Raw genomic sequence first — 22,117 nt, 5'->3', positions numbered from 1 at the left:
ATCACGCCAGCCTGGACGACCGACTGCATGAAACTATCAGAGTGGCTACATGGCTGACATAGGCACTATCCGCCCCGCTTCTGCCCCAGCTGTCCCAACGCGGGCTGCGTTACCCGCCGAGCCGGTCGTGCGGATTACCTTGCCGACAGAAAGCCCTCTGCTGCCCGGCGAAACAGCCCAGGCGCAAGTTGTTGCCCTTAAGCAGAACCTGCAGAGTTTTCAGTTATTGCTGCAGTTGACGCTTGCCAATGGACGTCAAGTTACCCTACCGGCGGAAAGCACTTCACCCCTGCCAACCGGTTCGCTACTAAACATCATGGCGTTATCGTCTACCCGCCTAGCTGTACAGATCGAGGCCAAGGCAGAGACGCCTTTGAAAAGCCTGGATACCAAAGCGCTTCCGCCAGGTACCCTGCTGCAGACGCGAGTGGTCAGTAGTCAACCAGCCGACACCTCTGAGGGGCAGATGTCCTTCAAATCCATTGTGACATTGCTCAACGGTGCCCTTGCAGGCAAGCAACTGATAATCGAATCGTTTAATGCCCTCAAGCCCGGCAGCCTGATAACGGTTGCAGTACGCGATGCACAGCAGGTTGCTCTGGTGCCCTCCAGCGGAAGACTCGATCAGATTGAGCTGGGACAGCAGTTGACGGCTCAGTTCCAACGACAAGGCTCGCTGGCCCAACTGTTTCAAGCTCTGCCGCTACTAACGGACTCGCCCGCCACGCCCGGCGTGTTGCGCGATACGCTTGGTCAGCTGCTCGCCTCCGTACCCGAGGTTGAAGAACTCAAGAACCCGGATGTCGTAAAAACCCTGTTCGAGCGAAGCGGCATTTTGCTGGAGCGACACCTTATTTCAGGTGAGACCGAACGGCTGCCGCAGGATTACAAGACGCTCCTGCTCCGCCTGATCAGTCAACTGAGCCATACTACAACGACTTCGACCACTTTTCCTCCTCAAGCCGGCGTGCCAAACCTGCCAGGAAGCCTGCGCAATGCCCTAACGGCATTGGGCCAAGGGAACCCTAAGCATGCTGCGTTGAGCTTTCCCCTGCCATCACGGGTAGTTAGCTCGCTCCTGCAGGAAGGCATGGAACTTGAAGAGTTGCTCAAGTTGGCAACAGCAGCCCTATCACGCCTGCAAACTCATCAGCTGTCTGGCGTTGAACAGACACAGCACTACCCGGATGGATCCATGCTGCTTACTTGGCAAGGGGAACTTCCCATGCGTAACGGTGAGCGCATCACCAGTCTGCAATACAAGCTGCAAGAGGAACGCCCTTCCAAAAGCGCTGGCGAACTGCGTGACAGCATCTGGAAACTCGATCTTGCCTTTGATCTCGAGCCGCTTGGCAATATGCAGGTCGAGGCCAAACTTGCTCGCGGTACGCTTTCGAGCCAGTTCTGGGCCGAGCAGAAGGAAACCGCTGCGCTCATCACCCATGAGCTGGAGCACTTCAAGGAGCAATTGCAGGAGGCCGGACTTCTGGTAGGCGAGCTGCAATGCACACTGGGAAAACCGGTGCGTGGACTACGCACTCACATTGAAGAACGCTGGATAGATGAAAGCGCATGAGTACTTCGAAGCAGGCTATTGCACTGGTCTATGACGGCCAGACCGCTCCCACCCTAACAGCCAAAGGCGATGCAGATCTTGCCGAAGCCATTCTGGCATTGGCCAGAGAGCACGAAATCCCTATCTATGAGAACGCTGACCTGGTACGCCTGCTGGCACGCCTTGAGCTTGGCGATGCCATTCCTGAAGCGCTGTACCGCACGATTGCCGAAATCATCGCGTTCGCCTGGTATCTGAAGGGCAAGCATCCGCAGAGCCTGTCATGCAGGCAGGATGATCCCATCCTATCGGCGCTATCCGGAAAATGCTGAAACATCTTATCGAGAGCACAAAAAAGCCATCAGTGCATGACTGATGGCTTTCCGGGAAATGAAGAAATGCAAGTGCGGGATATAACACAAGATCTGTGGCAGGCTTGCGAGATGCACTTTGTCAGGATTGCTGACGCGCCTTATGCATCTTACTGATCAGTTCGGCCTCAGCCCGTGAAAGGCCGCAGGACTGGGTCAGATCATCGACGCTGGCACCCAACCCCACAAGGCGCGCAGCCTGACTGAACGACAGGCTGGCCGGATCGCTTTGTTCGATACGGGTCAGCCTGTCAGGCAGGGGTGCAACCATCTCATTGATTTCATGCAATTGCTCCCCCATACGGACCGTGCCGGCCTGATAGGTTTCCAGCCGCTTGGCTAGAGCCCTCAAGCGCTTTTCGGTTGTTTCCTCATGCTGGGCAAGCTTTGACGCCTGCCGTTTAAGCTCCTGCCATAGCAGAAAGCAGGCACCCGCCAGCCCAAGGCAAATGAACACCAGCACGATCAACGCTGCCAACATTAGATACTTTCCAACTCAGACCATTCTTCTTCGCTCATCATCTTATCCAATTCGACAAGAATCAGCAGCTCGCCGTTCTTGTTGCAAACGCCCTGGATAAACTTGGCGGACTCATCGTTACCCACGTTTGGCGCGGTTTCGATTTCAGATTGACGTAAATAAACGACTTCAGCCACGCTGTCGACAAGAATACCAACGACTTGCTTGTCGGCCTCGATAATCACGATACGGGTGTTATCCGTGATCTCGGCAGAGTCCAGGCCAAAACGCTGACGTGTATCAATTACCGTCACGACGTTACCGCGCAGGTTGATGATACCCAGCACGTAGCTTGGAGCACCTGGCACCGGAGCTATTTCCGTATAGCGCAGCACTTCCTGAACCTGCATGACGTTGATACCGTACGTCTCGTTGTCCAGACGGAAGGTTACCCACTGCAGGATTGGATCTTCGGAACCTTGTGCAGACGTTTTCTTCATTTTCCCAGCCTCGTTGATACCGCCTTGGCGGTCTTGGCGGTCTTCCCGCCTTGGTTGATCCAGAATCGACCCTTTAAGCGTAGGTCAACCCTTCTATTGTTTCCTTTGCTTTGCAGCACCGCTTTCAATCAGCGCCGCAAGCGCCGATACATCCAGCAAGGCACACATATGCTCAATTACCGTTCCCGCCAGCCATGGCCGCTGGGATCGTTGCGTTCGCCATTTGACCTCGGCAGGGTCCAGACGTATCGAACGGCTGACCTGGTGTACCGCAATTCCCCAGTCATACCCTTCAACCGAGATAACGAACCGGAGGCCTTCCTTGAAGTCTTCGCGGTAGCGCTCTGGCATGACCCAGCGCGCAGCATCCAATACCTTCAAATTACCCTGCGGGCTGGGCAGGATGCCCAGGAACCAATCGGGCTGACCAAACAATGGCGTCAGCTCGCGGCCTTCCAGTGAATGAATCGTTCCCAAACATATCAGCGGCACAGCAAGGGTCAGCCCCGCCACGTCGAACAACAGACATTCAAACGGCTCTTCAGCCCATTCCGGCCTTCCGTCGTCGCTTACCTTGAAAGGCTGCACCTGCTGCTCGACAGCCTGAACAGTTCTTAACGGAATAACGGTATCGACAAATTTTTCCGGCTCTGCCACTACAGGCTTAACAACCGGCACCACAGGCAGGCTGTTCTGGGCAGGCGTTTCCCTGACCTGGGCATCGCGTGCCTTCTCCTCACGTACAGCCGCCTCGAACTCGTCCAAAGACACGCTTTGAACCGTAGGCGCAACAAGATCAGGCGCAGCCACGGACACCACTTCAACCAACGAGACGACAACCGCCTCATGCTGGAGGGCGGCAGGCGTCTCTACCGGCAGCTCGAGTGTCGCCTCCATCAGCAGCGCATCCAGATAGGACTGCAAAGCCAGCTGTGGACGAATTTCAGTGCTAGTAGAACGGTTCATGTCACGTATCACACTTCAAGATTGAAGAAACTATCGGCTGGATACCGCAAAAACTTGAGTACTGCATCACTATGTCTTCACGCGACGTTCAGTGAGGCAGGCTGCATATCAAGCAGATGCTTAAGCAACGCCCTATATGCAATGACACCACGACTATTCGCATCGTTCTGCGAGGGGGTTATCCCTGCACGGCTGGCATCCCGCAGCTTGGTATCAATGGGAACGAACGCTTGCCAAAGGTGCTCGACGTAATTGTCTCGGAGGTATTTGAGCGTCCCCAGCGAAGCCTGGGTACGCCGGTCGAACAGCGTCGGTACGATCGTGTAAGGAAGCGCCTGTTTTCTGGAGCGGTTGATCATGGCCAATGTATTGACCATGCGCTCCAATCCTTTGATCGCCAGAAATTCCGTTTGCACAGGAATGACCAACTGCTGGCTTGCCGCCAATGCATTGACCATCAGAATGCCCAACAAGGGCGGACTGTCGATCAGGGCATAATCAAAATCATTCCACAACTGCGCGAGGCTTTTGGAAATCACCAACCCCATGCCATTCTGCCCCGGCGATTGCCGCTCCAAGGTCGCCAGCGCCGTACTGGCCGGCAGCATTGAGATGCGCTCATGGCTGGTCGGTAGCAGAAGTTGCTTGGGTAGCCCGTCCGGAACCTGCCCCTGATGCAGGAACAGTTCGAAGGCGCTGCGTTCCAGTCGATCCGGGTCCTGTCCAAAATAACTCGTCAAGGAGCCATGGGGGTCAAGATCGACCATCAGGACACGCTTGCCCGAGTCAGCCAGAAGCCCTGCCAGCGAAACAGACGTTGTTGTCTTGCCTACTCCGCCCTTTTGATTGGCTATTGCCCAAACTCTCACGTTCTACCCTCCCCAGGCAGCGTACTGCATTGCCAAGGCCAAGCCGCTGGATATACCAGCGGCGAAGATTTGACAGCGATTGGTTCTATCGCTTACTTGGAGGGAGCAGTTGCACTTTGCGTGCCATTTCTACCAGAAGCGGAGCGCTCCTGAAAACCACTCACGCCACGGTGAATGTCGACATTCCGTGAAATGAGCAACACCACCCGACGGTTCCGCGCCCTGCCCTCAGGGGTGGAGTTATCTGCTATTGGTTGATAGCTGCCATACCCGACCACCGCGAGCCGTTCGGGTGTAACGCCATCACCAATCAGCAGCCGAGCAATACTGGCGGATCGCGCCGCTGAAAGCTCCCAGTTGGTGGGGTATTGAGGCGTACTGATGGGAATATTGTCAGTAAACCCTTCTACCTGAATCGGGTTCTTGTAAGGCGCCAGAATTTTGGCAACCTTCGCCATCAAGCCAAAGGCTGGATCGCCTGGAATGGCATCCCCGCTAGGAAAAAGCAGATTGGAATTCAGCTCGATTTCCAACCAGGTCTCGGTTGCCCTTAGAGTCATCTGATCTGAATTGATGAGATCGCCAAAGGCGTTCTGCATACTGGTTGCTATCTGCTCAAGCGGATCGACTGCTTGAGTAGTCGCCGGCGCGTTATCTGATGCAGGCGTATTCTGCTCGATAGTAGGCTGAACGCTGCGAGGCACCTGATCCCCAATGGGAATAGGTTTCATGGAGCGATCCGGCTCTGTAAAGATACCGGTCAGCGTCTCGGATAGAATCTTGTACTTACCCTCATTGATGGATGAGATGGAATACATCACAACAAAGAAGGCAAACAGCAAGGTGATGAAATCCGCGTAGGACACCAGCCAGCGTTCGTGATTTTCATGCTCCTCGTGTCGACGGCGACGCATCGGTTACTCCATGAAGCCTTGCAGCTTGAGTTCAATAGAACGAGGGTTTTCACCTTCGCCAATAGACAGCAAACCTTCCAGAAGCATCTCCCGATAGCGAGTTTGACGCAGCACCATGCCTTTGAGCTTGTTGGCAATCGGAAGTAAAAGCAGATTGGCGAATGCAACCCCATAAATTGTGGCTACGAATGCAACAGCAATCCCGTTACCCAGCTGGGAAGGGTTTGCCAAGTTCTGCATGACATGGATAAGCCCCATCACCGCACCGATAATCCCAATGGTAGGCGCATACCCACCCATGGCCTCGAACAGCTTGGCCGCCTGGATATCACGATCTTCCTGGCCATACATATCGACTTCCAAAATGCTGCGAATGGCTTCAGGCTCGGCACCATCGACCAGCAGCTGCAGGCCTTTGCGAGCGAATGGATCACGTTCGGCATCCACGAGCGGTTCAAGCCCCAGCAGACCTTCCTTACGGGCAGACATGCTCCAGCCAATGATGCGATTGATACCGGCTGGCATGTCGACTCTTGGCGGCAAGAAAACCCAACTGAGCATTGTCAGGGAGCGCTTGAGAACACGGATAGGCGTCTGCAGCATGGCCGCGCCGCATGTGCCGCCCAGTACGATCAGGGCAGCAGGCCCGTTGAGTAGAGCGGCGATGGTACCGCCCTCAAGAAAATTACCTCCAATGATGGCAATAAAGGCCAACAGGATGCCAATCAGGCTCAAGACATCCACACATCATCTCCCTAAGGCATGGCAGCAAGCCAAAACCTGTCAAATTCAAATCCGGCGCCGCTCCTGCCTAGCAAGAGCGGTACCATTACATGCACGCGTCAGTAATGTGTCGACCGATGTCGTCAAGACTGTAGACGGCATCTGCCAGATTTGCCTTGACCACGGCCATGGGCATGCCATAAATCACGCAGCTGGCCTCGTCCTGCGCCCAGATCTGGCTACCACCCTGCTTGAGCAGGCGAGCACCTTCACGGCCATCAGAGCCCATGCCGGTCAGCACCACTGCCAGTACCTTGTCCGGGAAAACCTTGGCCGCTGAGCCAAAGGTGATATCGACGCAGGGCTTGTAATTCAGTCGCTCATCGCCCGGCAATATCTTCACGCCGCCACGCCCGTCCAGCATCATCTGCTTGCCGCCAGGCGCCAGTAGCGCCAGCCCAGGACGAAGCTGATCGCCATCCTCAGCTTCCTTGACAGAAATCTTGCACAATTTGTCCAGACGCTCTGCAAACGCCTTGGTAAAGGCGGCAGGCATGTGCTGAATCAGCACGATTGGCGCTGGAAAGTTGGCAGGTAATTGGGTCAGTACCCGTTGCAACGCCACAGGACCACCGGTCGATGTACCGATAGCCACCAGCTTGTAATTCTTGCGCCGTGGCGCAGCACTGGTCACCGACGCTGAAGCCGAGGAGCCTGCCAGATGTGCCGAAGCAGTCCGCGCCGCCGGGCGAGGGGTTGTCGAGGTGGGTGCAGGCGCATGGGCCGACACACTTCCAGACGATAACCGGCGGTTGCTGCGCGCAATGGTATGGATCTTCTCGCACAACAAGCGCTTTACGCTCTCGGGATGGCGGGAAATATCCTCGAAATTCTTGGGTAGATAATCCACCGCACCCGCATCCAGTGCATCGAGCGTAACCCGAGCGCCTTCATGCGTCAGCGACGAAAACATCAGAACAGGCGTCGGGCACTTCTGCATGATGTGCCGAACGGCCGTAATGCCATCCATGAAGGGCATCTCATAATCCATGGTGACGACGTCGGGTTTCAACGCCATCACCTGATCAATCCCTTCACGCCCATTGGTCGCCGTACCGACGACCGTAATATTGGGATCACCCGCCAGGATTTCAGTCAAACGGCGGCGGAAGAAACCCGAATCATCCACCACCAACACTCTTACAGCCATATGACACTCCTAACGGCGGGGCTTCGACTCAAATACCGCGGCGCGCGTAGCGCTTGAGCATGCTCGGTACGTCAAGGATCAATGCGATCCGGCCATCACCTGTAATGGTGGCTCCCGACATACCCGGCGTTCCTTGCAACATCTTGCCTAATGGCTTGATGACTACTTCTTCCTGACCTACGAGTTGATCCACAACAAAACCGATGCGTTGCGTACCGACCGACAGGATAACAACGTGACCTTCCTGCTGTTGCTCATCGTAAGCCGCATCCTTGACCAGCCAGCGCTTGAGGTAGAACAGCGGCAGTGCTTTGTCGCGAACCACGACCACTTCCTGACCGTCGACCACATTGGTGCGCGAGAGGTCCAGGTGGAAGATCTCGTTCACGTTGACCAGTGGGAACGCAAAGGCCTGATCGCCCAGCATTACCATCAGGGTTGGCATGATCGCCAGGGTCAGCGGGACCTTGATCACAATCTTGGAGCCCTGCCCCTTGTTGGAGAAGACGTTTACCGTGCCGTTAAGCTGGGTAATCTTGGTCTTCACCACGTCCATGCCCACACCGCGACCGGAAATATCGGAGATTTCGGTCTTGGTTGAAAAGCCTGGTGCAAAGATCAGGTTGTAGCATTCAAGATCGGTCAGACGTTCCGCCGCATCCTTGTCGAGCAGGCCTTTTTCAACAGCCTTGGCGCGCAGAGCGTTGGGATCCATCCCTTTGCCATCGTCAGAAATGGCCAACAGGATATGATCGCCCTCCTGCTCCGCAGACAGAACGACACGGCCCGCACGGGCTTTGCCATTCTTCTCGCGCTCGGCAGGCTCCTCGATTCCATGGTCGACCGCGTTGCGCACCAAGTGCACCAGCGGGTCAGCCAAGGCCTCTACCAAGTTCTTGTCGAGATCGGTTTCTTCACCCACAAGCTCAAGGTTGATTTCTTTCTTCAGGTTGCGCGCCAAGTCACGAACCAGACGCGGGAAGCGTCCGAATACCTTCTTGATTGGCTGCATGCGCGTCTTCATGACCGAGGTCTGAAGATCCGCTGTCACAACGTCCAAGTTTGATACAGCCTTGGCCATGGCCTCATCGCCGCTGTTCAGCCCAAGACGAACCAGACGATTACGCACCAGCACCAGCTCACCGACCATGTTCATGATCTCGTCGAGACGGGCGGTGTCCACACGCACGGTTGTTTCAGCTTCGCTGGCCGGCTTCTCGCCTGCCGGGGCCGCCGCCGCACGCGGTTCAGCTTTGGGTGCTGCGCTGGCTGTCGGTGCAGGGGCCGCTGCAGGCTGGGGCTTCGCCACAGGAGCAGATGCTGCCTTGGCAACCGGAGCAGGTGCAGGCGCTACAGGAGCAGCCGCAACACCACCATCGAAACGGCCCTTTCCATGCAGTTCATCCAGCAGGGACTCGAACTCGTCATCCGTGATTTCATCACCTGACTTGGCTACCGGAGCAGCAGCCTTGGCAGGTTCGGACGGCGCTGCAACAGCAGCATCAAACTTACCTTTGCCGTGCAGCTGATCCAGCAGAGATTCAAACTCGTCATCCGTGATTTCATCACCTGACTTGGCTACCGGAGCAGCAGCCTTGGCAGGCTCGGACGGCGCTGCAACAGCAGCATCGAACTTGCCTTTGCCGTGCAGCTGATCCAGCAGAGATTCAAACTCGTCATCGGTGATTTCGTCGCCAGATGCAGGTACGGCTGAGCCAACGGCTGCCACAGGTGCAGGCTCATTCCCGATTGCATCGAGGAGTCGGTCAAACTCATCGTCGCTTACGTCACTGGCAGCAGGTGCCTGGACAGCAACCACAGGGACCTGAACCGGCTCCACAGCAGTGGGAGCAGGTTCGGCGCCTTCAGGCTCCGCCAGACGTGCCAAGGCAGCCAGCAGCTCAGGAGTAGCCGGTGTCGGCTCAGTACGCTCACGTACCTGGCCGAACATTTCGTTTACCGTATCCAGAGCTTGAAGGACAACGTCCATCAGCTCGGCATCAACGCGGCGCTCACCCTTACGCAGGATGTCGAACACGTTTTCGGCAATGTGGCAGCACTCAACAAGGGCGTGCAGCTGGAGGAAGCCTGCCCCTCCCTTTACCGTGTGGAATCCACGGAAGATGGCGTTGAGAAGATTCATATCATCCGGGCGGCTTTCGAGTTCCACCAATTGCTCGGACAACAATTCGAGAATCTCGCCGGCCTCTACCAGGAAATCTTGGAGGATTTCTTCATCGGCGTCGAAGCTCATTCATGCACTCTCCAAAAAGGCCAGGTTTAGAAACCAAGGCTGGACAGAAGGTCATCTACGTCATCCTGGCTGGATACGACGTCTTCTCTTTTATCGGCATGAATCTGCGGACCTTCACCCTTCGAAGACTTTTCTTTTTGAATTTCTTCGATGGCCTTGACGTGGTCGTGGCTAATTCCTGCATAACGATCCACCTGACCGGCCATACGGACCAGCTTGACGAGATCGCGCTCGACTTGTGTAACAAGGTTCGTCACACGCTTGATGACTTGACCGGTAAGATCCTGATAGTCCTGCGCCAACAGGATATCGTTCAGCAACGAAGACAGCTTGTGGGCGTCCTCATCGCTGCGCCCCAGAAACGCACCGACTCGCTTGGCCAGCTCGCGGAACTCCTCGGCACTGAGCTCGCGCCGCATAAAGCGGCCCCACTCGGCGTGGAGGTCATGAGCGTCCTTACCAAATGATTCGATAAGCGGTGTGCTGGCATCGACCAAGTCCATGGTACGGTTGGCAGCACGCTCCGTCATTTCCACAACGTAGCTTAGGCGATCGGTGGCGTCTGCAATGTTTGTTACTTCATTGGCATAGGACGCCTGGGGATCGATCTGGAAGTTGACGATCGCGTTGTGCAACTCACGCGTCAGCTTGCCGATTTCCTGATACAGACCACGATCTCGCACCTGATTGAGCTCATTGATGAGCTGCACTGCCTGGCTGAAATTGCCATCTTCAAGGCTGGCAACCAGCTCTTGGGCATGCTTTTTCAGGGTCGATTCCAGGTCTTCGAATGATTTACTGCCAAGGTCCATAACATCCTCGAGATGGTTATCAGCCGTTGACCCGCTCAAAGATCTTGTCGATCTTTTCTTTGAGCACCTGGGCAGTAAACGGCTTCACAACGTAACCATTCACACCCGCTTGAGCTGCCTCGACAATTTGTTCGCGCTTGGCTTCGGCCGTTACCATCAGAACAGGCAGGTTCTTCAGGCGTGCATCGGCACGGACTTCCCGTAGCAGGTCGATACCGGTCATACCCGGCATGTTCCAGTCCGTTACCAGGAAGTCGAAGTTGCCGCTTTGCAGCATCGGCAACGCCGTCAAGCCGTCGTCGGCCTCGGTAGTATTGGTGAACCCTAGATCTCGCAGCAGATTCTTGATGATGCGTCTCATGGTGGAAAAATCGTCCACGATGAGAATTTTCATATCTTTGTCCAAGTCGACCTCCATCCTTACCCCAGACATGCCTTTTCAAAGGCATGCCATACATGCTTAGTGTTTTGCCTTAGCGCGAACGCCATTCAGCCAGACGAGCCCGCAGACGTGCTGCGCACTGACTGTGCAGTTGACAGACTCGGGATTCACTTACCCCAAGCACCTCTCCGATTTCCTTTAGGTTCAACTCCTCGTCGTAATACAGCGACAAGACGAGACGCTCACGCTCTGGAAGATTGGCGATGGCTTCCGCCAGGGCCTGCTTGAAACGATCATCTTCCAGTCCTCGACCTGGCTCGAAATCATGGGCTCCGCTCTCTTCGAGACCGTGCTCACCCTCTTCCATCAAGTCATCGAAGCTGAACAGGCGACTTCCCAATGTGTCATTGAGAATGCCGTAATATTCTTCAAGGCTTACACCAAGTTCGGCAGCAACTTCAGGATCTTTAGCGTCACGACCCGTTCTTGCTTCAACAGCACGAATCGCATCGGCCACCATACGGCTGTTACGATGCACCGAACGAGGTGCCCAATCACCTTTGCGAACCTCGTCCAGCATGGCTCCGCGGATACGGATACCGGCATAGGTTTCAAAGCTTGCACCTTTGCCGGCATCGTACTTCTTGGAGGCCTCGAGCAGGCCGATCATGCCGGCCTGCATGAGATCTTCCACCTGTACATTGGCAGGCAGACGCGCCAACAGGTGATAGGCAATGCGCTTGACCAGCGGCGCATACTGATTGATCAGTTGCTCCTGCTGTGAATGGGTCTGAGATTTACTGTACATACGGAGACCGCTGGACGCTGTCATACATTTGGCCCTACAGTGGGTTGCACCAATCGTTCGACGAAAAACTCCAAGTGACCGCGTGGGTTGGCTGGCAAGGGCCAAGCATCCACCTTCTGGGCAATGGCCCGGAAAGCCAGAGCGGCTTTGGAGCGCGGGTATGCTTCGTATACGGACCGCTGCTTCTGGACGGCTTTCCGTACACATTCATCAAAAGGAACCGCACCCACATACTGCAGAGCCACATCCAAGAAACGGTCAGTTACCTTGGTCAGCTTAGCAAAGAGATTGCGACCTTCCTGGGGCGTCAATGCCATATTCGCCAGTACGCGAAACCGCGTGATTCCATGATCGCGGTTGAACATCTTGATAAGCGCATAAGCGTCCGTGATCGAAGTAGGCTCATCACAGACCACCAGAAGCACTTCCTGGGCAGCCCGTACAAAGCTCACGACCGAATCACCGATGCCAGCAGCCGTATCGACAACAAGCACATCGATATCGTTGCTGATGTCACTGAATGCCTGGATCAGACCGGCATGTTGAAGAGACGACAACTGCACCATGGCTTGCGCACCGGAAGCCGCCGGAACGACCCGGATACCGCCAGGGCCTTGCAAAATCACGTCGCGAAGATCACATTTGCCTTCGATCACATCGGCGAGCGTCTGCTTCGGAGTCAAACCGAGCAAAACGTCGACGTTTGCCAAGCCCAAGTCGGCATCGAGCAACATGACACGTCGGCCCAGTTCAGCCAACGCTAGCGAAAGGTTTACCGAAACGTTGGTTTTCCCAACGCCTCCCTTGCCGCCTGTCACTGCAATTACCTGTACGGGATGCATACCCATTGCTGTACACCTATGAAAAACCAGCCAGCCCGTAGAGGGCACTTATGGTGTAGCCAGATCGTTATGCTAACGAGCCAGCTGGCACTAAACCTGAAGCGTGTACTGCTTTCTGACACTACGACGCCTGTAAACCTTCTATTGCAAAAACCTTACCCAACTTGCAAAAAACTGTAACTTAACCGACGCGCTTGGCCGGCTTTTGATAGAGCTCGGCAAACATATCCGCCATGGTTTCCTCTGCAGGCTCCTCGGTCAGCTGACGATTGACTGCACGGCTAACCAGCTGATGCTTGCGCGCAATATGCAGGTCGTCAGGGATGCGAGGACCGTCGGAGAGATAGGCTACCGGGATATGATGGCTAATGGCTATACCGAGCGCTTCACCCAACGTCGCGGACTCATCCAGTTTGGTCAGAACACAACCAGCCAGACCGCACCCCTTGTAGTTGTGATAAGCCGCTTTTAGCACCTGGCTCTGGCTGGTTACTGCCATGACCAGATAGCTACGAATCTTCAGTTTCTCATTAGCCAGCGCTTCCAGTTGCAGACGCAGGGCGGGGTCATTGGCCGGGATACCTGCCGTATCGATCAGGACCATGCGCTTGCGAGCCAGTGGCTCAAGCGCCTGAGCCAGCGACTGACGTGGATCTACAACGGTAACCGGCACATCGAGAATATGACCCAACGTCTTGATTTGCTCTTGGGCGCCGATGCGATGGCTATCCATGGTGACCAGCGCAAGACTTTGCGCGCCATACTTCAGAACATAGCTCGCTGCCATTTTGGACAGCGTAGTGGTCTTACCCGATCCGGCGGGACCGACGAACGCGACGATACCGCCCTCTTCCAGCAGATCAACCTGGGGCGTGTCGATTGCCTGGGTCAGGTGGGCCAGCAGCATACGCCAGGCCTGACGGGGCTCGTTCACACTTGCCACACGCGCCATCAGGTCACGGCACAGATCAGCCGGAAGTCCCATGCGTTGCAGGCGGCGCCAGAAGTTTGCTTCGTCAGGACGCTTGTCCTGCATCTGGCCCCAGGCGATAGAGCCCAGCTGCACTTCAATCAATTCACGTAGCCCGGTGATCTCGGAGCGCATGGCATCCAGCGCACGGCGCTCTTCGGCAGAAGGCGCGGCGGCAACGGCAGGTGCTGGCTGGGCAACTTTGGGCTCGGAGATAACAGGTTCCTGGCGAGCGCTGATCTGCTCACTGCCAAAGAGTTGACTAGCGTTGGCTTGCGGCGCAGCGATACCCTGGTTAGGCGAGCGAATGGCCAGTTCAGCGTGGGCTTCGGCGATACGCACTTGGGTTTTACGCAGCTCGGCTTCCAGCGCAGCATTCGGCGCAGTGGGAGTCGGCGCTTGATAATCCAGGGCAGCGGTCAGCTCAATGCCACCGGCAACACGGCGATTGCTCAGGATCGCGGCATCTGCACCCAGTTCGTCACGAACCATTTTCATGGCTTGACGCATATCAGCAGCAAAAAAGCGTTTAACTTGCATGGTTCAAACCTCAGCCGTTCTGGCCAACCGTTGCGATAATGGTGACTTGTTTGTTATCCGGAATTTCCTGATAAGCCAGCACAGACATAGTGGGAACTGCCATTCGAGCGAAGCGGGACATCATCCCGCGAATCGCACCGGCTACCAGTAACACGACTGGCTTACCCATCATTTCTTGACGCTGTGCTGCATCTACCAGAGAGCGTTGCAATTTCTCGGCCATTCCTGGTTCCAGGAACATGCCATCTTCAACACCCTGTCCAGCCTTCTGCATACCATTAAGCAACATCTGTTCCAATCTCGGTTCTAGCGTAATAACAGGCAGCTCGGGCTCCAGTCCAATGATGTTCTGGACGATTGCACGGGACAGCGCCACACGAACCGACGAAACCATGACGGCGGGATCTTGACTACGCGGCGCCACATTCGCAATAGCCTCAGCAATCGTACGAACATCACGTACCGAGACCTGCTCCTGCAGCAATTGCTGCAATACCTTAAGAAGCGTAGACAAGGAAATCATGCCTGGCACCAGTTCTTCGGCCAACTTGGGCGAACTCTTGGCCAGAAGCTGCAGTAATTGCTGCACTTCTTCATGCCCCAACAGCTCGTGGGCATGCTTTTGGAGAACCTGGTTGAGGTGGGTCGCAACGACCGTGCTGGCATCGACCACGGTATAGCCCAGGGACTGCGCCTGATCACGCTGACTGACGTCAATCCAAACCGCATCAAGGCCAAACGCCGGATCTTTGGCAATCACACCATTTAACGTGCCGAATACCTGACCCGGGTTTATAGCCAGTTCGCGGTCCGGATAGATTTCGGCTTCCGCAACATTCACGCCCATCAACGTCAAACGATAAGCATTGGGCATAAGTTCCAGGTTGTCGCGAATATGTACAGCGGGCATAAGGAAGCCAAGATCCTGGGACAGCTTCTTGCGAACACCCTTGATACGCGTTAGCAGCTCACCGCCCTGGTTGCGATCTACCAAAGGAATCAGGCGATAACCTACTTCCAGGCCAACCATGTCGACAGGCGTTACGTCATCCCAGCCCAGCTCCTTGGTTTCAGCGGGGCGCTGTACGGGGGCCAACTCCTGCTGACGCTGAGCTTCCTGCTCGGCCACTTGCTTGACCTTGCGCTGGCGATCCCAGATGAAATAGGCACCGGCAGCAGCCATGAAGCCCAAACCCAAGAACGGCACGTGCGGCATGCCGGGTACCAGCCCCATAGCAATGATGATGGCCGCAGAGACAGCAAGCGCCTTTGGCGAGGCGAACATTTGACGGTTGACCTGCTGCCCCATGTCTTCGGAAGAAGACACACGGGTTACCATGATGGCAGCCGCAACGGACAGCAACAGCGAAGGCACCTGGGCAACCAGGCCGTCACCAATAGTCAGCAGTGCATAGATACGGCCTGCATCGGCAATGCTCAAGTTATGCTGCATCATCCCGATCGCGATACCACCGAGCAGGTTAATGAACAGTACTAGTAGACCGGCAACCGCGTCACCGCGAACGAATTTGCTGGCACCATCCATCGAACCGTAGAAGTCAGCTTCCTGACCTACCTCGGCGCGACGCTTCTTTGCTTCAGCCTGATCGATAACACCAGCGTTCAGGTCGGCGTCGATGGCCATCTGCTTACCAGGCATGGCATCCAGGGTGAAGCGCGCAGATACCTCGGAGATACGACCAGCACCCTTGGTCACTACCACGAAGTTGATGATCATCAGGATGGCGAACACGACCGCACCGACAACGTAGTTACCACCCACCACTACGTCACCAAAGGCCTGAATCACCTTACCGGCAGCGGCATGGCCATCATGACCATGCAAAAGAACGACACGTGTAGACGCCACGTTCAACGCCAGGCGCAGCAACGTGGCCACGAGCAGGATCGTCGGGAACACGGCAAAGTCCAAAGGCCGTAGCGCATAAACGCTTACCAGCAACACCACGATCGACAGCGCGATATTGAAGGTAAACAGCACGTCCAGCAGAAACGGCGGGATCGGCAATGTCATCATGCCGAGCATGGCCAGAACCAATATCGGTACAGCCAGGTTACCGCGGCTCAGGCTGCGAACATTGGTCAACATTTGCCCGTGATTAACTTTCACAGTCGTTCCTCTTGAATGCCTTGCATATCAATCTTTTGACGTCAGAGCGTCTTGATACAGGCTATTCAGCAAGCAACGGGCCAAGTTCCTCTTTTGTTTGAATTTGTTGCGTTTGCGCCTGTTATATCGGCCTGCCAGGCTGTTTTCTTGAGGCTGGCCTTTAGCCATCGTTGATACGAGCACTGTAATAAGGAAACCTGAACACGCATATGAGGTCCCTTCACAAGACGCGCATAAAGTGGATAACAGGAGAACCCGATGAAAAAATGGATTGCCGTAACGCTGATGTCAGCAGGACTCGCTGGTATGGCCCAGGCGGATGACGCCGTGACTGTTCCATTAAATATCGCAACAGAGAAAGGTCCGGGCGAAAGTGTAGGCAGCGTCACCATCGTAAAGACTGACTACGGCTTGGTATTTACACCTGAGCTAAAAGGTCTGGAGCCAGGGACACATGGATTCCATATTCATGCCAAACCCAGCTGTGATGCTGCAGAAGTCGATGGCAAGAACACACCGGCAGGCGCCGCAGGCGGTCACTGGGACCCTGAGAATACCGGCAAGCATGACGCTCCCTGGGGCGACGGCCATAAAGGTGATCTGCCCGCCCTTTATGTCACAAGCGACGGAACAGCCTCACAGCCCGTGCTGGCGCCGCGCCTCAAGGACTTGAATGAAATCAAAGGTCACGCCCTCATGGTTCACGTAGGCGGCGATAACCACTCGGATCATCCCAAGCCGCTAGGCGGTGGTGGAGCCCGGATGGCGTGCGGGGTTATCAAGTAATAAAAAGGCCCCGTTCAGCGGGGCCTTTCTTATCTACTCGTCACGCTGTAAATCTGGCGGGATAGGCGGCTCATGCGGTTGCTCTGGACGCCGGCCCTGACCAGCTTTGTACTGCTTGAGCTGATAAACGTAGGCCAGCACTTGCGCCACAGCGATGTAAAGCCCTGCCGGAATCTCTCTATCGATATCAGTGGAATAGTACACCGCTCGCGCCAGGGCGGGTGATTCAAGCGTCGTAACGGCATGCTCCTGAGCAAGCTCACGAATCTTCAACGCCACAAAGTCGCTACCTTTGGCTACTAGGATTGGCGCGCCTCCGGTTGCAGCGTCATACTTTAGCGCCACAGCATAATGTGTTGGGTTGGTGATAATGACGTCGGCCTCTGGCACAGCGGTCATCATGCGACGTTGCGCCATTTCGCGCTGCATCTGGCGCATCCGCCCTTTTACTTCGGGCTTGCCTTCGCTGTCCTTGTATTCATCCTTGATCTGCTGCTTGGTCATCATCAGCTTTTTCTTGTTGCTATACCATTGGAACGGTACGTCAATAGCTGCGATAAGTAATAGCCCTAAAGACACCATCAACGCTGCATGTCCCGCCACTTTTATACTATGGATAATGGCACTGCCTAAAGGCTCCTTTGCAATGGACAGCAACGCATCGCGCTCAGACAAGAGAACCATGATAGCGATGGTTAGCAGCAGAACGAACTTGGCCAGCGCCTTGCCCAACTCCATCAGCGCATGGGTCGAAAACATGCGCTTGAGTCCTGAAAGAGGGTTCATTCGACTGAACTTGGGCTGAAGGGATTTGCTGGAAAACAAGAAGCCTCCCAGTGCAATCGGGCCAATAACGGCAGCCAGCACAAGGACGAGAAAAACCGGCATCATGCCCAGCATGGCGGCCTTGCCGGATGTTAGCAGCATGATCCCCATGTTCCGCTCATCCAGAACGGCCTCACGGTTCAGTGAAAAACTGCCGCGCATCAGGTCGAGTAAAGCGTCCCCAAGTACTGAACCAAACGCCAGAAGCGCTATCAGCCCACCCATCACAACCGTCAGCGTGCCAAGCTCACGGGATCGGGGTAACTGCCCCTCTTCGCGCGCTTCCCGCTTACGTTTGTCGGTAGGTTCCTCTGTACGGTCTTCACTGCTGGATTCGTCCGACATGGCGACCTCCTGCCTATCGCGCTCGCACCAGCTCTCGGAGCCATTGCAGCGCTTCAGTGACTAATGATTCGTAGTGCGAAAAGATATCCGCTGTGCCAATCCAGATAATGACCAGACCCAGCGTTACGGTTAAGGGCATACCGATTGAAAAAATGTTGAGCTGAGGCGCTGCGCGAGTCATTACGCCAAAAGCAAGGTTCACGACCAGCAGTGCCGTAATAGCAGGCAAGACCAGTAATACGCCGGCACCAAGCACCCAACTCAATTTACCGGCCAGCTCCCAAAAATGATCAACAGACAGCAACTGACCAACCGGTAGCGTGGTAAAGCTTTCTGCCAGGATTTCCATGACGATCAGGTGTCCGTTCATGGACAGGAACAGCAGCGTCACCAGTACGTTGAAGAACTGCCCCAGCACCGGCACCGAAATGCCATTGGCCGGATCGACCATTGATGCAAAGCTAAGTCCTGCCTGGGTGGAGAGTAGCTGCCCAGCAATCACGAAGACGTGAAAGAACAGCTGGAGGCTAAAACCCATCAGAGCGCCAATCAGGATCTGCTCTGCAATCAGCGGCAAGGCCTGTACGCTCACGGCATCGACCTGCGGCATGGGGGGCAGCGTAGGCACCAGCAGAGCGGTAAAGGCCAACGCCATATAGAGCTTTACGCGCGCGGGAACCATATTGGTCCCGATGATAGGCATCGTCATAAAGACAGCAGCAATACGGAACAGAGGCAGCAGGAACGTACCGACCCAGCCACCAATCTGCGCATCACTCAGCTCAAGCATGACTTAACCAATCAACATCGGAACATTGGTGATCATGTTGCGCATGAACTCCATCAGCTCACGGGTGAGCCAAGGCCCTAGGACAATCAGCGTCAACAACGTGACAATCAGTCGAGGCAGAAAACTCAAGGTCTGCTCGTTGATCTGTGTAGCAGCCTGGAACATTGAAACCACCAGGCCCACCAGCAAGCTCGGCACGATCAGAATGCCTACAAGCAATGCCGTCAACCAGAGCGCTTGCCGAAACAGATCTACGGCTACTTCAGGCGTCATGGGGTATCTCCTCTTAGACAGTACCGAAGCTGCCAGCCAGCGTACCCATGATCAACGACCAACCGTCAACCAGCACGAACAGCATCAGCTTGAACGGTAACGAGATGATCATCGGTGAAAGCATCATCATGCCCATCCCCATCAGCACGCTGGCCACCACCAAGTCAATTACCAGGAATGGAATAAAGATCATGAAGCCGATCTGGAAGGCTGTTTTCAATTCGGATGTCACAAAGGCTGGAACCACGATCGTCAGCGGCGCCTGATCAGGTGTGGCGATGTCCGTACGCTTGGATAGCCGCATGAACATGTCCAGATCGGATTGCCGGGTCTGCGCCAACATGAAGTCCTTGATTGGCCCCTCTGCCCGCGCAATTGCATCCTGGGCCGTCAGCTGCTCGTTCATATAGGGCTGCAAGGCATCGTTATTAATGCGGTCAAAGACCGGCGCCATGATGAACAATGTCAGGAACAGTGCCAGTCCGATCAACACCTGGTTTGACGGCGTTGTCTGCAAGCCCAGGGCTTGGCGGAGAATGGCGAATACAATGATGATCCGTGTAAAACTGGTCATCAGCATGACAAACGCTGGAATGAAACTCAGCGCCGTCATGATCAGCAGGATCTGCAGGCTTACGGAGTACTCCTGCTGGCCGTTGGCGTTTGTACTCATGGTAATAGCGGAAATGGACAACGGATTATTAGCCCCATTTTCCTGCCCAAACGCCAAAGGTGCCGCCAGTGCTACCAGCACAAGCAGGCAATTACGAAGCAAACGAAGATTGGATTTCAACAACGTCGTAAACACACCGCTTGTACCAGTCAGCACCAGTTCATTCTCCGCACCACTCGCGCGAAAGACTTCAATGAGTCGAATCTCATGACTTATCCTTTGGGTCGCGGCTGATCAGCTCGAAAAGCCGTTGAGCAAACTCTGGCGAAGCCGGTTGCTCATCGGCCAGGCGAACCGGTTCCTTCATCACATGCAAAGGAGTAATACGCCCAGCCGTAAGTCCTACAAGTATCTGCTCCTGCCCTACCTGCACCAGCACCAGTCTCTCTCGCGGTCCCAGATGCTGGGTGGCTACCAATTTGATAGCATTATTGCCACGCGGCCCCACCTGCTGTACCCGACGGATAAGCCAGGCCAGCCCGAAAATCAGGCCAATGATCAGCAGCAGACCCAACACGAGTTGTGTCAGCTGCGATCCCATATTGGTCGACGGTGCAGCTGTTTCAGCCGCTTGAGAGACAAGCGGCAACGTAGCCAGTAGAGCAATGAGCATTCGCATAAGGTCAGCGTAGTTTCTTGATACGTTCACTGGGGCTGATGACATCGGTCAGCCGGATACCGAACTTCTCGTTAACCACCACCACCTCGCCGTGAGCAATCAAGGTACCGTTGACCAGTACATCGAGCGGCTCTCCCGCCAGGCGATCCAGCTCGATAACCGAGCCCTGATTCAGTTGTAGCAGGTTCCGGATGGAAATGTCGGTATGGCCGACTTCCATCGAAATCATGACAGGAATGTCCAGAATCACATCCAGGTTCGGACCTTCCATACCGGTAATCTGCTGATTGTTACCCTGGATTCCGGCAAACTCTTCTACAGGCGCGCGTGAGGCGGGACTAGCGCCCTGAGCCATCATCGCATCGATTTCATCCTGATTGGATTCGCCTGCCTCTGCCATCGCCGCGGCCCACTCATCAGCCAGAGCCTGTTCTTCGCTGTTGGTGTTTTGATCTGCCATCTTAACCTCAATCTAAAACGGTGAGCCTATGGCTCGAAAGAAATAAAAGCATTCAGTCAAAATCGCATCAGCGAGAGCTCTTGACCGGTTCAATAATTTGCAAGGCCAGGTTTCCTTTACGAGCCCCCATTTTTACCTTGAACGTTGGCATACCATTGGCGCGCATCAGCATTTCCTCCGGCATCTCAACTGGAATTACATCGCCAGGCTGCATATGCAGGATGTCACGTAGCCTGAGCTGACGACGCACCACCGTCGCTTCCAGCGGTACACGGATATCCAGAAGATCTTCGCGCATAGCCTTGACCCAGCGCTCGTCCTGATCATCCACATCCGACTGGAAGCCGGCGTCCAGCATTTCACGGATAGGCTCGATCATCGAATATGGCATGGCGATATGCAGCTCACCGCCGCCGCCGTCCAACTCGATGCTGAAAGAGCTGACCACTACCACCTCGTTCGGACTGACAATGTTTGCCATGGCCGGGTTGACTTCGGAGTTGATGTACTCGAACTGACACGCGAGCATTGCGCCCCAGGCCTCTTTAAGGTCAACGAAGCACTGGTCAAGCACCATGCGTACAACACGCAGCTCGGTCGGCGTAAACTCACGACCTTCAATCTTGGCGTGACGGCCATCGCCACCAAAGAAGTTGTCTACCAGCTTGAACACCAACTTGGCATCCAGAATAAACAGTGCCGTACCACGCAAAGGCTTGATCTTCACCATGTTCAAGCTGGTCGGTACATACAGCGAGCGAACATACTCACCGAACTTCAAGACCTGCACACCCCCTACGGACACGTCAGCCGAGCGACGAAGCAGGTTAAACATGCTGACCCGGGTATAGCGGGCAAAGCGCTCGTTGATCATCTCCAATGTCGGCATCCGCCCACGGACGATACGATCCTGGCTAGTCAGGTCATACCCTCTGACCGAGCCTGTAGGCGCTATAGGATCCGTTTCGACAAGACCATCATCGACGCCGTGAAGAAGCGCGTCGATTTCATCCTGAGACAGTAAATCTTGTACAGACAT

General features: G+C 55.2%; 24 protein-coding genes. 3 read left to right on the top strand and 21 right to left on the bottom strand.

The window, feature by feature from the left end; genetic code table 11:
• Nucleotides 1-49: 49 nt before the first annotated feature.
• Both GM154_RS08750 and GM154_RS08745 read left to right on the top strand, forming a co-directional pair.
• Nucleotides 50-1,576, top strand: a complete 1,527-nt coding sequence (locus GM154_RS08750) for a flagellar hook-length control protein FliK (protein WP_219651914.1) — start codon at nucleotides 50-52, stop codon at nucleotides 1,574-1,576.
• Nucleotides 1,573-1,887 (top strand): EscU/YscU/HrcU family type III secretion system export apparatus switch protein, encoded by a 315-nt coding sequence (locus GM154_RS08745; RefSeq protein WP_074825278.1) that lies wholly within the window; start codon nucleotides 1,573-1,575, stop codon nucleotides 1,885-1,887. Before GM154_RS08750 ends, GM154_RS08745 begins: the two co-directional genes overlap by 4 nt.
• 121 nt (nucleotides 1,888-2,008) lie before the next feature.
• Here GM154_RS08745 and GM154_RS08740 read toward each other — a convergent pair whose 3' ends face one another.
• The 14 genes from GM154_RS08740 to flhA form a co-directional block, all read right to left on the bottom strand.
• Nucleotides 2,009-2,407 (bottom strand): DUF2802 domain-containing protein, encoded by a 399-nt coding sequence (locus tag GM154_RS08740; RefSeq protein WP_010797948.1) that lies wholly within the window; start codon nucleotides 2,405-2,407, stop codon nucleotides 2,009-2,011.
• A complete protein-coding gene (locus tag GM154_RS08735) occupies nucleotides 2,407-2,886 on the bottom strand; it encodes a chemotaxis protein CheW (protein ID WP_010797947.1) in 480 nt (159 codons plus the stop codon). Before GM154_RS08735 ends, GM154_RS08740 begins: the two co-directional genes overlap by 1 nt.
• 93 nt (nucleotides 2,887-2,979) lie before the next feature.
• Nucleotides 2,980-3,852, bottom strand: a complete 873-nt coding sequence (locus GM154_RS08730; RefSeq protein ID WP_219651912.1) for a CheW domain-containing protein — start codon at nucleotides 3,850-3,852, stop codon at nucleotides 2,980-2,982.
• Between the two features lie 77 nt (nucleotides 3,853-3,929).
• Nucleotides 3,930-4,721 carry a ParA family protein gene (locus GM154_RS08725; protein WP_219651910.1) on the bottom strand — a complete coding sequence of 264 codons (792 nt, stop codon included), beginning with the start codon at nucleotides 4,719-4,721 and terminating at the stop codon, nucleotides 3,930-3,932.
• Between the two features lie 92 nt (nucleotides 4,722-4,813).
• Entirely contained in the window at nucleotides 4,814-5,635 is an 822-nt protein-coding gene (gene motD, locus GM154_RS08720; protein ID WP_219651908.1) for a flagellar motor protein MotD, read from the bottom strand.
• Between the two features lie 3 nt (nucleotides 5,636-5,638).
• Nucleotides 5,639-6,379, bottom strand: a complete 741-nt coding sequence (locus GM154_RS08715) for a flagellar motor protein (protein ID WP_010797943.1) — start codon at nucleotides 6,377-6,379, stop codon at nucleotides 5,639-5,641.
• A gap of 85 nt (nucleotides 6,380-6,464) precedes the next feature.
• On the bottom strand, nucleotides 6,465-7,568 hold the full coding sequence (locus tag GM154_RS08710; RefSeq protein WP_219651906.1) for a chemotaxis response regulator protein-glutamate methylesterase: 1,104 nt from the start codon (nucleotides 7,566-7,568) through the stop codon (nucleotides 6,465-6,467).
• A gap of 28 nt (nucleotides 7,569-7,596) precedes the next feature.
• Complete coding sequence (locus GM154_RS08705) at nucleotides 7,597-9,822, bottom strand: chemotaxis protein CheA (RefSeq protein ID WP_073449639.1); 2,226 nt, start codon at nucleotides 9,820-9,822, stop codon at nucleotides 7,597-7,599.
• A gap of 26 nt (nucleotides 9,823-9,848) precedes the next feature.
• The gene (locus tag GM154_RS08700) at nucleotides 9,849-10,634 is read right to left on the bottom strand and encodes a protein phosphatase CheZ (RefSeq protein ID WP_010797940.1); all 786 of its coding nucleotides are present in this window, start codon (nucleotides 10,632-10,634) and stop codon (nucleotides 9,849-9,851) included.
• A 19-nt stretch (nucleotides 10,635-10,653) separates the two neighbouring features.
• Nucleotides 10,654-11,028, bottom strand: coding sequence for a chemotaxis response regulator CheY (locus tag GM154_RS08695; RefSeq protein ID WP_173869067.1), 375 nt, complete (start codon nucleotides 11,026-11,028; stop codon nucleotides 10,654-10,656).
• 79 nt (nucleotides 11,029-11,107) lie between these two features.
• Nucleotides 11,108-11,848: an RNA polymerase sigma factor FliA gene (gene fliA, locus GM154_RS08690; protein ID WP_010797938.1), complete on the bottom strand. Its 741-nt coding sequence runs from the start codon at nucleotides 11,846-11,848 to the stop codon at nucleotides 11,108-11,110.
• The gene (gene fleN / locus GM154_RS08685) at nucleotides 11,845-12,672 is read right to left on the bottom strand and encodes a flagellar synthesis regulator FleN (protein ID WP_010797937.1); all 828 of its coding nucleotides are present in this window, start codon (nucleotides 12,670-12,672) and stop codon (nucleotides 11,845-11,847) included. The genes fliA and fleN overlap by 4 nt, the downstream gene beginning before the upstream one ends.
• 175 nt (nucleotides 12,673-12,847) lie before the next feature.
• On the bottom strand, nucleotides 12,848-14,176 hold the full coding sequence (flhF, locus tag GM154_RS08680; RefSeq protein ID WP_219651904.1) for a flagellar biosynthesis protein FlhF: 1,329 nt from the start codon (nucleotides 14,174-14,176) through the stop codon (nucleotides 12,848-12,850).
• 10 nt (nucleotides 14,177-14,186) lie between these two features.
• Nucleotides 14,187-16,286, bottom strand: a complete 2,100-nt coding sequence (flhA, locus tag GM154_RS08675; RefSeq protein ID WP_074825259.1) for a flagellar biosynthesis protein FlhA — start codon at nucleotides 16,284-16,286, stop codon at nucleotides 14,187-14,189.
• Between the two features lie 279 nt (nucleotides 16,287-16,565).
• On the opposite strand from flhA, the gene sodC reads away from it, so the two are divergent.
• Nucleotides 16,566-17,093: a superoxide dismutase family protein gene (gene sodC, locus GM154_RS08670; RefSeq protein ID WP_074825257.1), complete on the top strand. Its 528-nt coding sequence runs from the start codon at nucleotides 16,566-16,568 to the stop codon at nucleotides 17,091-17,093.
• Nucleotides 17,094-17,126: 33 nt separating this feature from the next.
• Here sodC and flhB read toward each other — a convergent pair whose 3' ends face one another.
• From flhB to fliM, 7 genes are all read right to left on the bottom strand, one after another.
• Nucleotides 17,127-18,263 (bottom strand): flagellar biosynthesis protein FlhB, encoded by a 1,137-nt coding sequence (flhB, locus tag GM154_RS08665; protein ID WP_074825255.1) that lies wholly within the window; start codon nucleotides 18,261-18,263, stop codon nucleotides 17,127-17,129.
• Nucleotides 18,264-18,276: 13 nt separating this feature from the next.
• Nucleotides 18,277-19,053, bottom strand: coding sequence for a flagellar biosynthetic protein FliR (gene fliR / locus GM154_RS08660; RefSeq protein ID WP_074825253.1), 777 nt, complete (start codon nucleotides 19,051-19,053; stop codon nucleotides 18,277-18,279).
• A 3-nt stretch (nucleotides 19,054-19,056) separates the two neighbouring features.
• Complete coding sequence (gene fliQ, locus GM154_RS08655; RefSeq protein ID WP_010797931.1) at nucleotides 19,057-19,326, bottom strand: flagellar biosynthesis protein FliQ; 270 nt, start codon at nucleotides 19,324-19,326, stop codon at nucleotides 19,057-19,059.
• Between the two features lie 13 nt (nucleotides 19,327-19,339).
• On the bottom strand, nucleotides 19,340-20,122 hold the full coding sequence (fliP, locus tag GM154_RS08650) for a flagellar type III secretion system pore protein FliP (protein ID WP_026003850.1): 783 nt from the start codon (nucleotides 20,120-20,122) through the stop codon (nucleotides 19,340-19,342).
• A gap of 82 nt (nucleotides 20,123-20,204) precedes the next feature.
• On the bottom strand, nucleotides 20,205-20,618 hold the full coding sequence (fliO, locus tag GM154_RS08645) for a flagellar biosynthetic protein FliO (RefSeq protein ID WP_010797929.1): 414 nt from the start codon (nucleotides 20,616-20,618) through the stop codon (nucleotides 20,205-20,207).
• A gap of 4 nt (nucleotides 20,619-20,622) precedes the next feature.
• Complete coding sequence (fliN, locus tag GM154_RS08640) at nucleotides 20,623-21,078, bottom strand: flagellar motor switch protein FliN (protein WP_074825251.1); 456 nt, start codon at nucleotides 21,076-21,078, stop codon at nucleotides 20,623-20,625.
• 67 nt (nucleotides 21,079-21,145) lie between these two features.
• Entirely contained in the window at nucleotides 21,146-22,117 is a 972-nt protein-coding gene (gene fliM, locus GM154_RS08635) for a flagellar motor switch protein FliM (RefSeq protein WP_074825249.1), read from the bottom strand.

This window comes from Pseudomonas sp. MAG002Y (assembly GCF_019400845.1).
In the GTDB taxonomy this organism is placed as follows: domain Bacteria; phylum Pseudomonadota; class Gammaproteobacteria; order Pseudomonadales; family Pseudomonadaceae; genus Chryseomonas; species Chryseomonas luteola.
Note: the sequence above shows the minus strand (reverse complement) of the source record. Positions and strands in the feature narration are given on the sequence as shown.

Bases quoted from the DNA above. Each gene is read 5' to 3' on its own strand.
- GM154_RS08740 (WP_010797948.1), bottom strand. From the start codon at position 2,407: ATGTTGGCAGCGTTGATCGTGCTGGTGTTCATTTGCCTTGGGCTGGCG.
- fliR (WP_074825253.1), bottom strand. From the start codon at position 19,053: ATGCTTGAGCTGAGTGATGCGCAGATTGGTGGCTGGGTCGGTACGTTC.
- GM154_RS08730 (WP_219651912.1), bottom strand. From the start codon at position 3,852: ATGAACCGTTCTACTAGCACTGAAATTCGTCCACAGCTGGCTTTGCAG.
- fliQ (WP_010797931.1), bottom strand. From the start codon at position 19,326: ATGACGCCTGAAGTAGCCGTAGATCTGTTTCGGCAAGCGCTCTGGTTG.
- fliO (WP_010797929.1), bottom strand. From the start codon at position 20,618: ATGCGAATGCTCATTGCTCTACTGGCTACGTTGCCGCTTGTCTCTCAA.
- GM154_RS08695 (WP_173869067.1), bottom strand. From the start codon at position 11,028: ATGAAAATTCTCATCGTGGACGATTTTTCCACCATGAGACGCATCATC.
- GM154_RS08710 (WP_219651906.1), bottom strand. From the start codon at position 7,568: ATGGCTGTAAGAGTGTTGGTGGTGGATGATTCGGGTTTCTTCCGCCGC.
- GM154_RS08700 (WP_010797940.1), bottom strand. From the start codon at position 10,634: ATGGACCTTGGCAGTAAATCATTCGAAGACCTGGAATCGACCCTGAAA.
- fliN (WP_074825251.1), bottom strand. From the start codon at position 21,078: ATGGCAGATCAAAACACCAACAGCGAAGAACAGGCTCTGGCTGATGAG.
- GM154_RS08735 (WP_010797947.1), bottom strand. From the start codon at position 2,886: ATGAAGAAAACGTCTGCACAAGGTTCCGAAGATCCAATCCTGCAGTGG.
- sodC (WP_074825257.1), top strand. From the start codon at position 16,566: ATGAAAAAATGGATTGCCGTAACGCTGATGTCAGCAGGACTCGCTGGT.
- GM154_RS08705 (WP_073449639.1), bottom strand. From the start codon at position 9,822: ATGAGCTTCGACGCCGATGAAGAAATCCTCCAAGATTTCCTGGTAGAG.
- GM154_RS08745 (WP_074825278.1), top strand. From the start codon at position 1,573: ATGAGTACTTCGAAGCAGGCTATTGCACTGGTCTATGACGGCCAGACC.
- GM154_RS08750 (WP_219651914.1), top strand. From the start codon at position 50: ATGGCTGACATAGGCACTATCCGCCCCGCTTCTGCCCCAGCTGTCCCA.
- fliM (WP_074825249.1), bottom strand. From the start codon at position 22,117: ATGTCTGTACAAGATTTACTGTCTCAGGATGAAATCGACGCGCTTCTT.
- fliA (WP_010797938.1), bottom strand. From the start codon at position 11,848: ATGACAGCGTCCAGCGGTCTCCGTATGTACAGTAAATCTCAGACCCAT.
- fleN (WP_010797937.1), bottom strand. From the start codon at position 12,672: ATGGGTATGCATCCCGTACAGGTAATTGCAGTGACAGGCGGCAAGGGA.
- flhB (WP_074825255.1), bottom strand. From the start codon at position 18,263: ATGTCGGACGAATCCAGCAGTGAAGACCGTACAGAGGAACCTACCGAC.
- motD (WP_219651908.1), bottom strand. From the start codon at position 5,635: ATGCGTCGCCGTCGACACGAGGAGCATGAAAATCACGAACGCTGGCTG.
- flhA (WP_074825259.1), bottom strand. From the start codon at position 16,286: ATGTTGACCAATGTTCGCAGCCTGAGCCGCGGTAACCTGGCTGTACCG.
- flhF (WP_219651904.1), bottom strand. From the start codon at position 14,176: ATGCAAGTTAAACGCTTTTTTGCTGCTGATATGCGTCAAGCCATGAAA.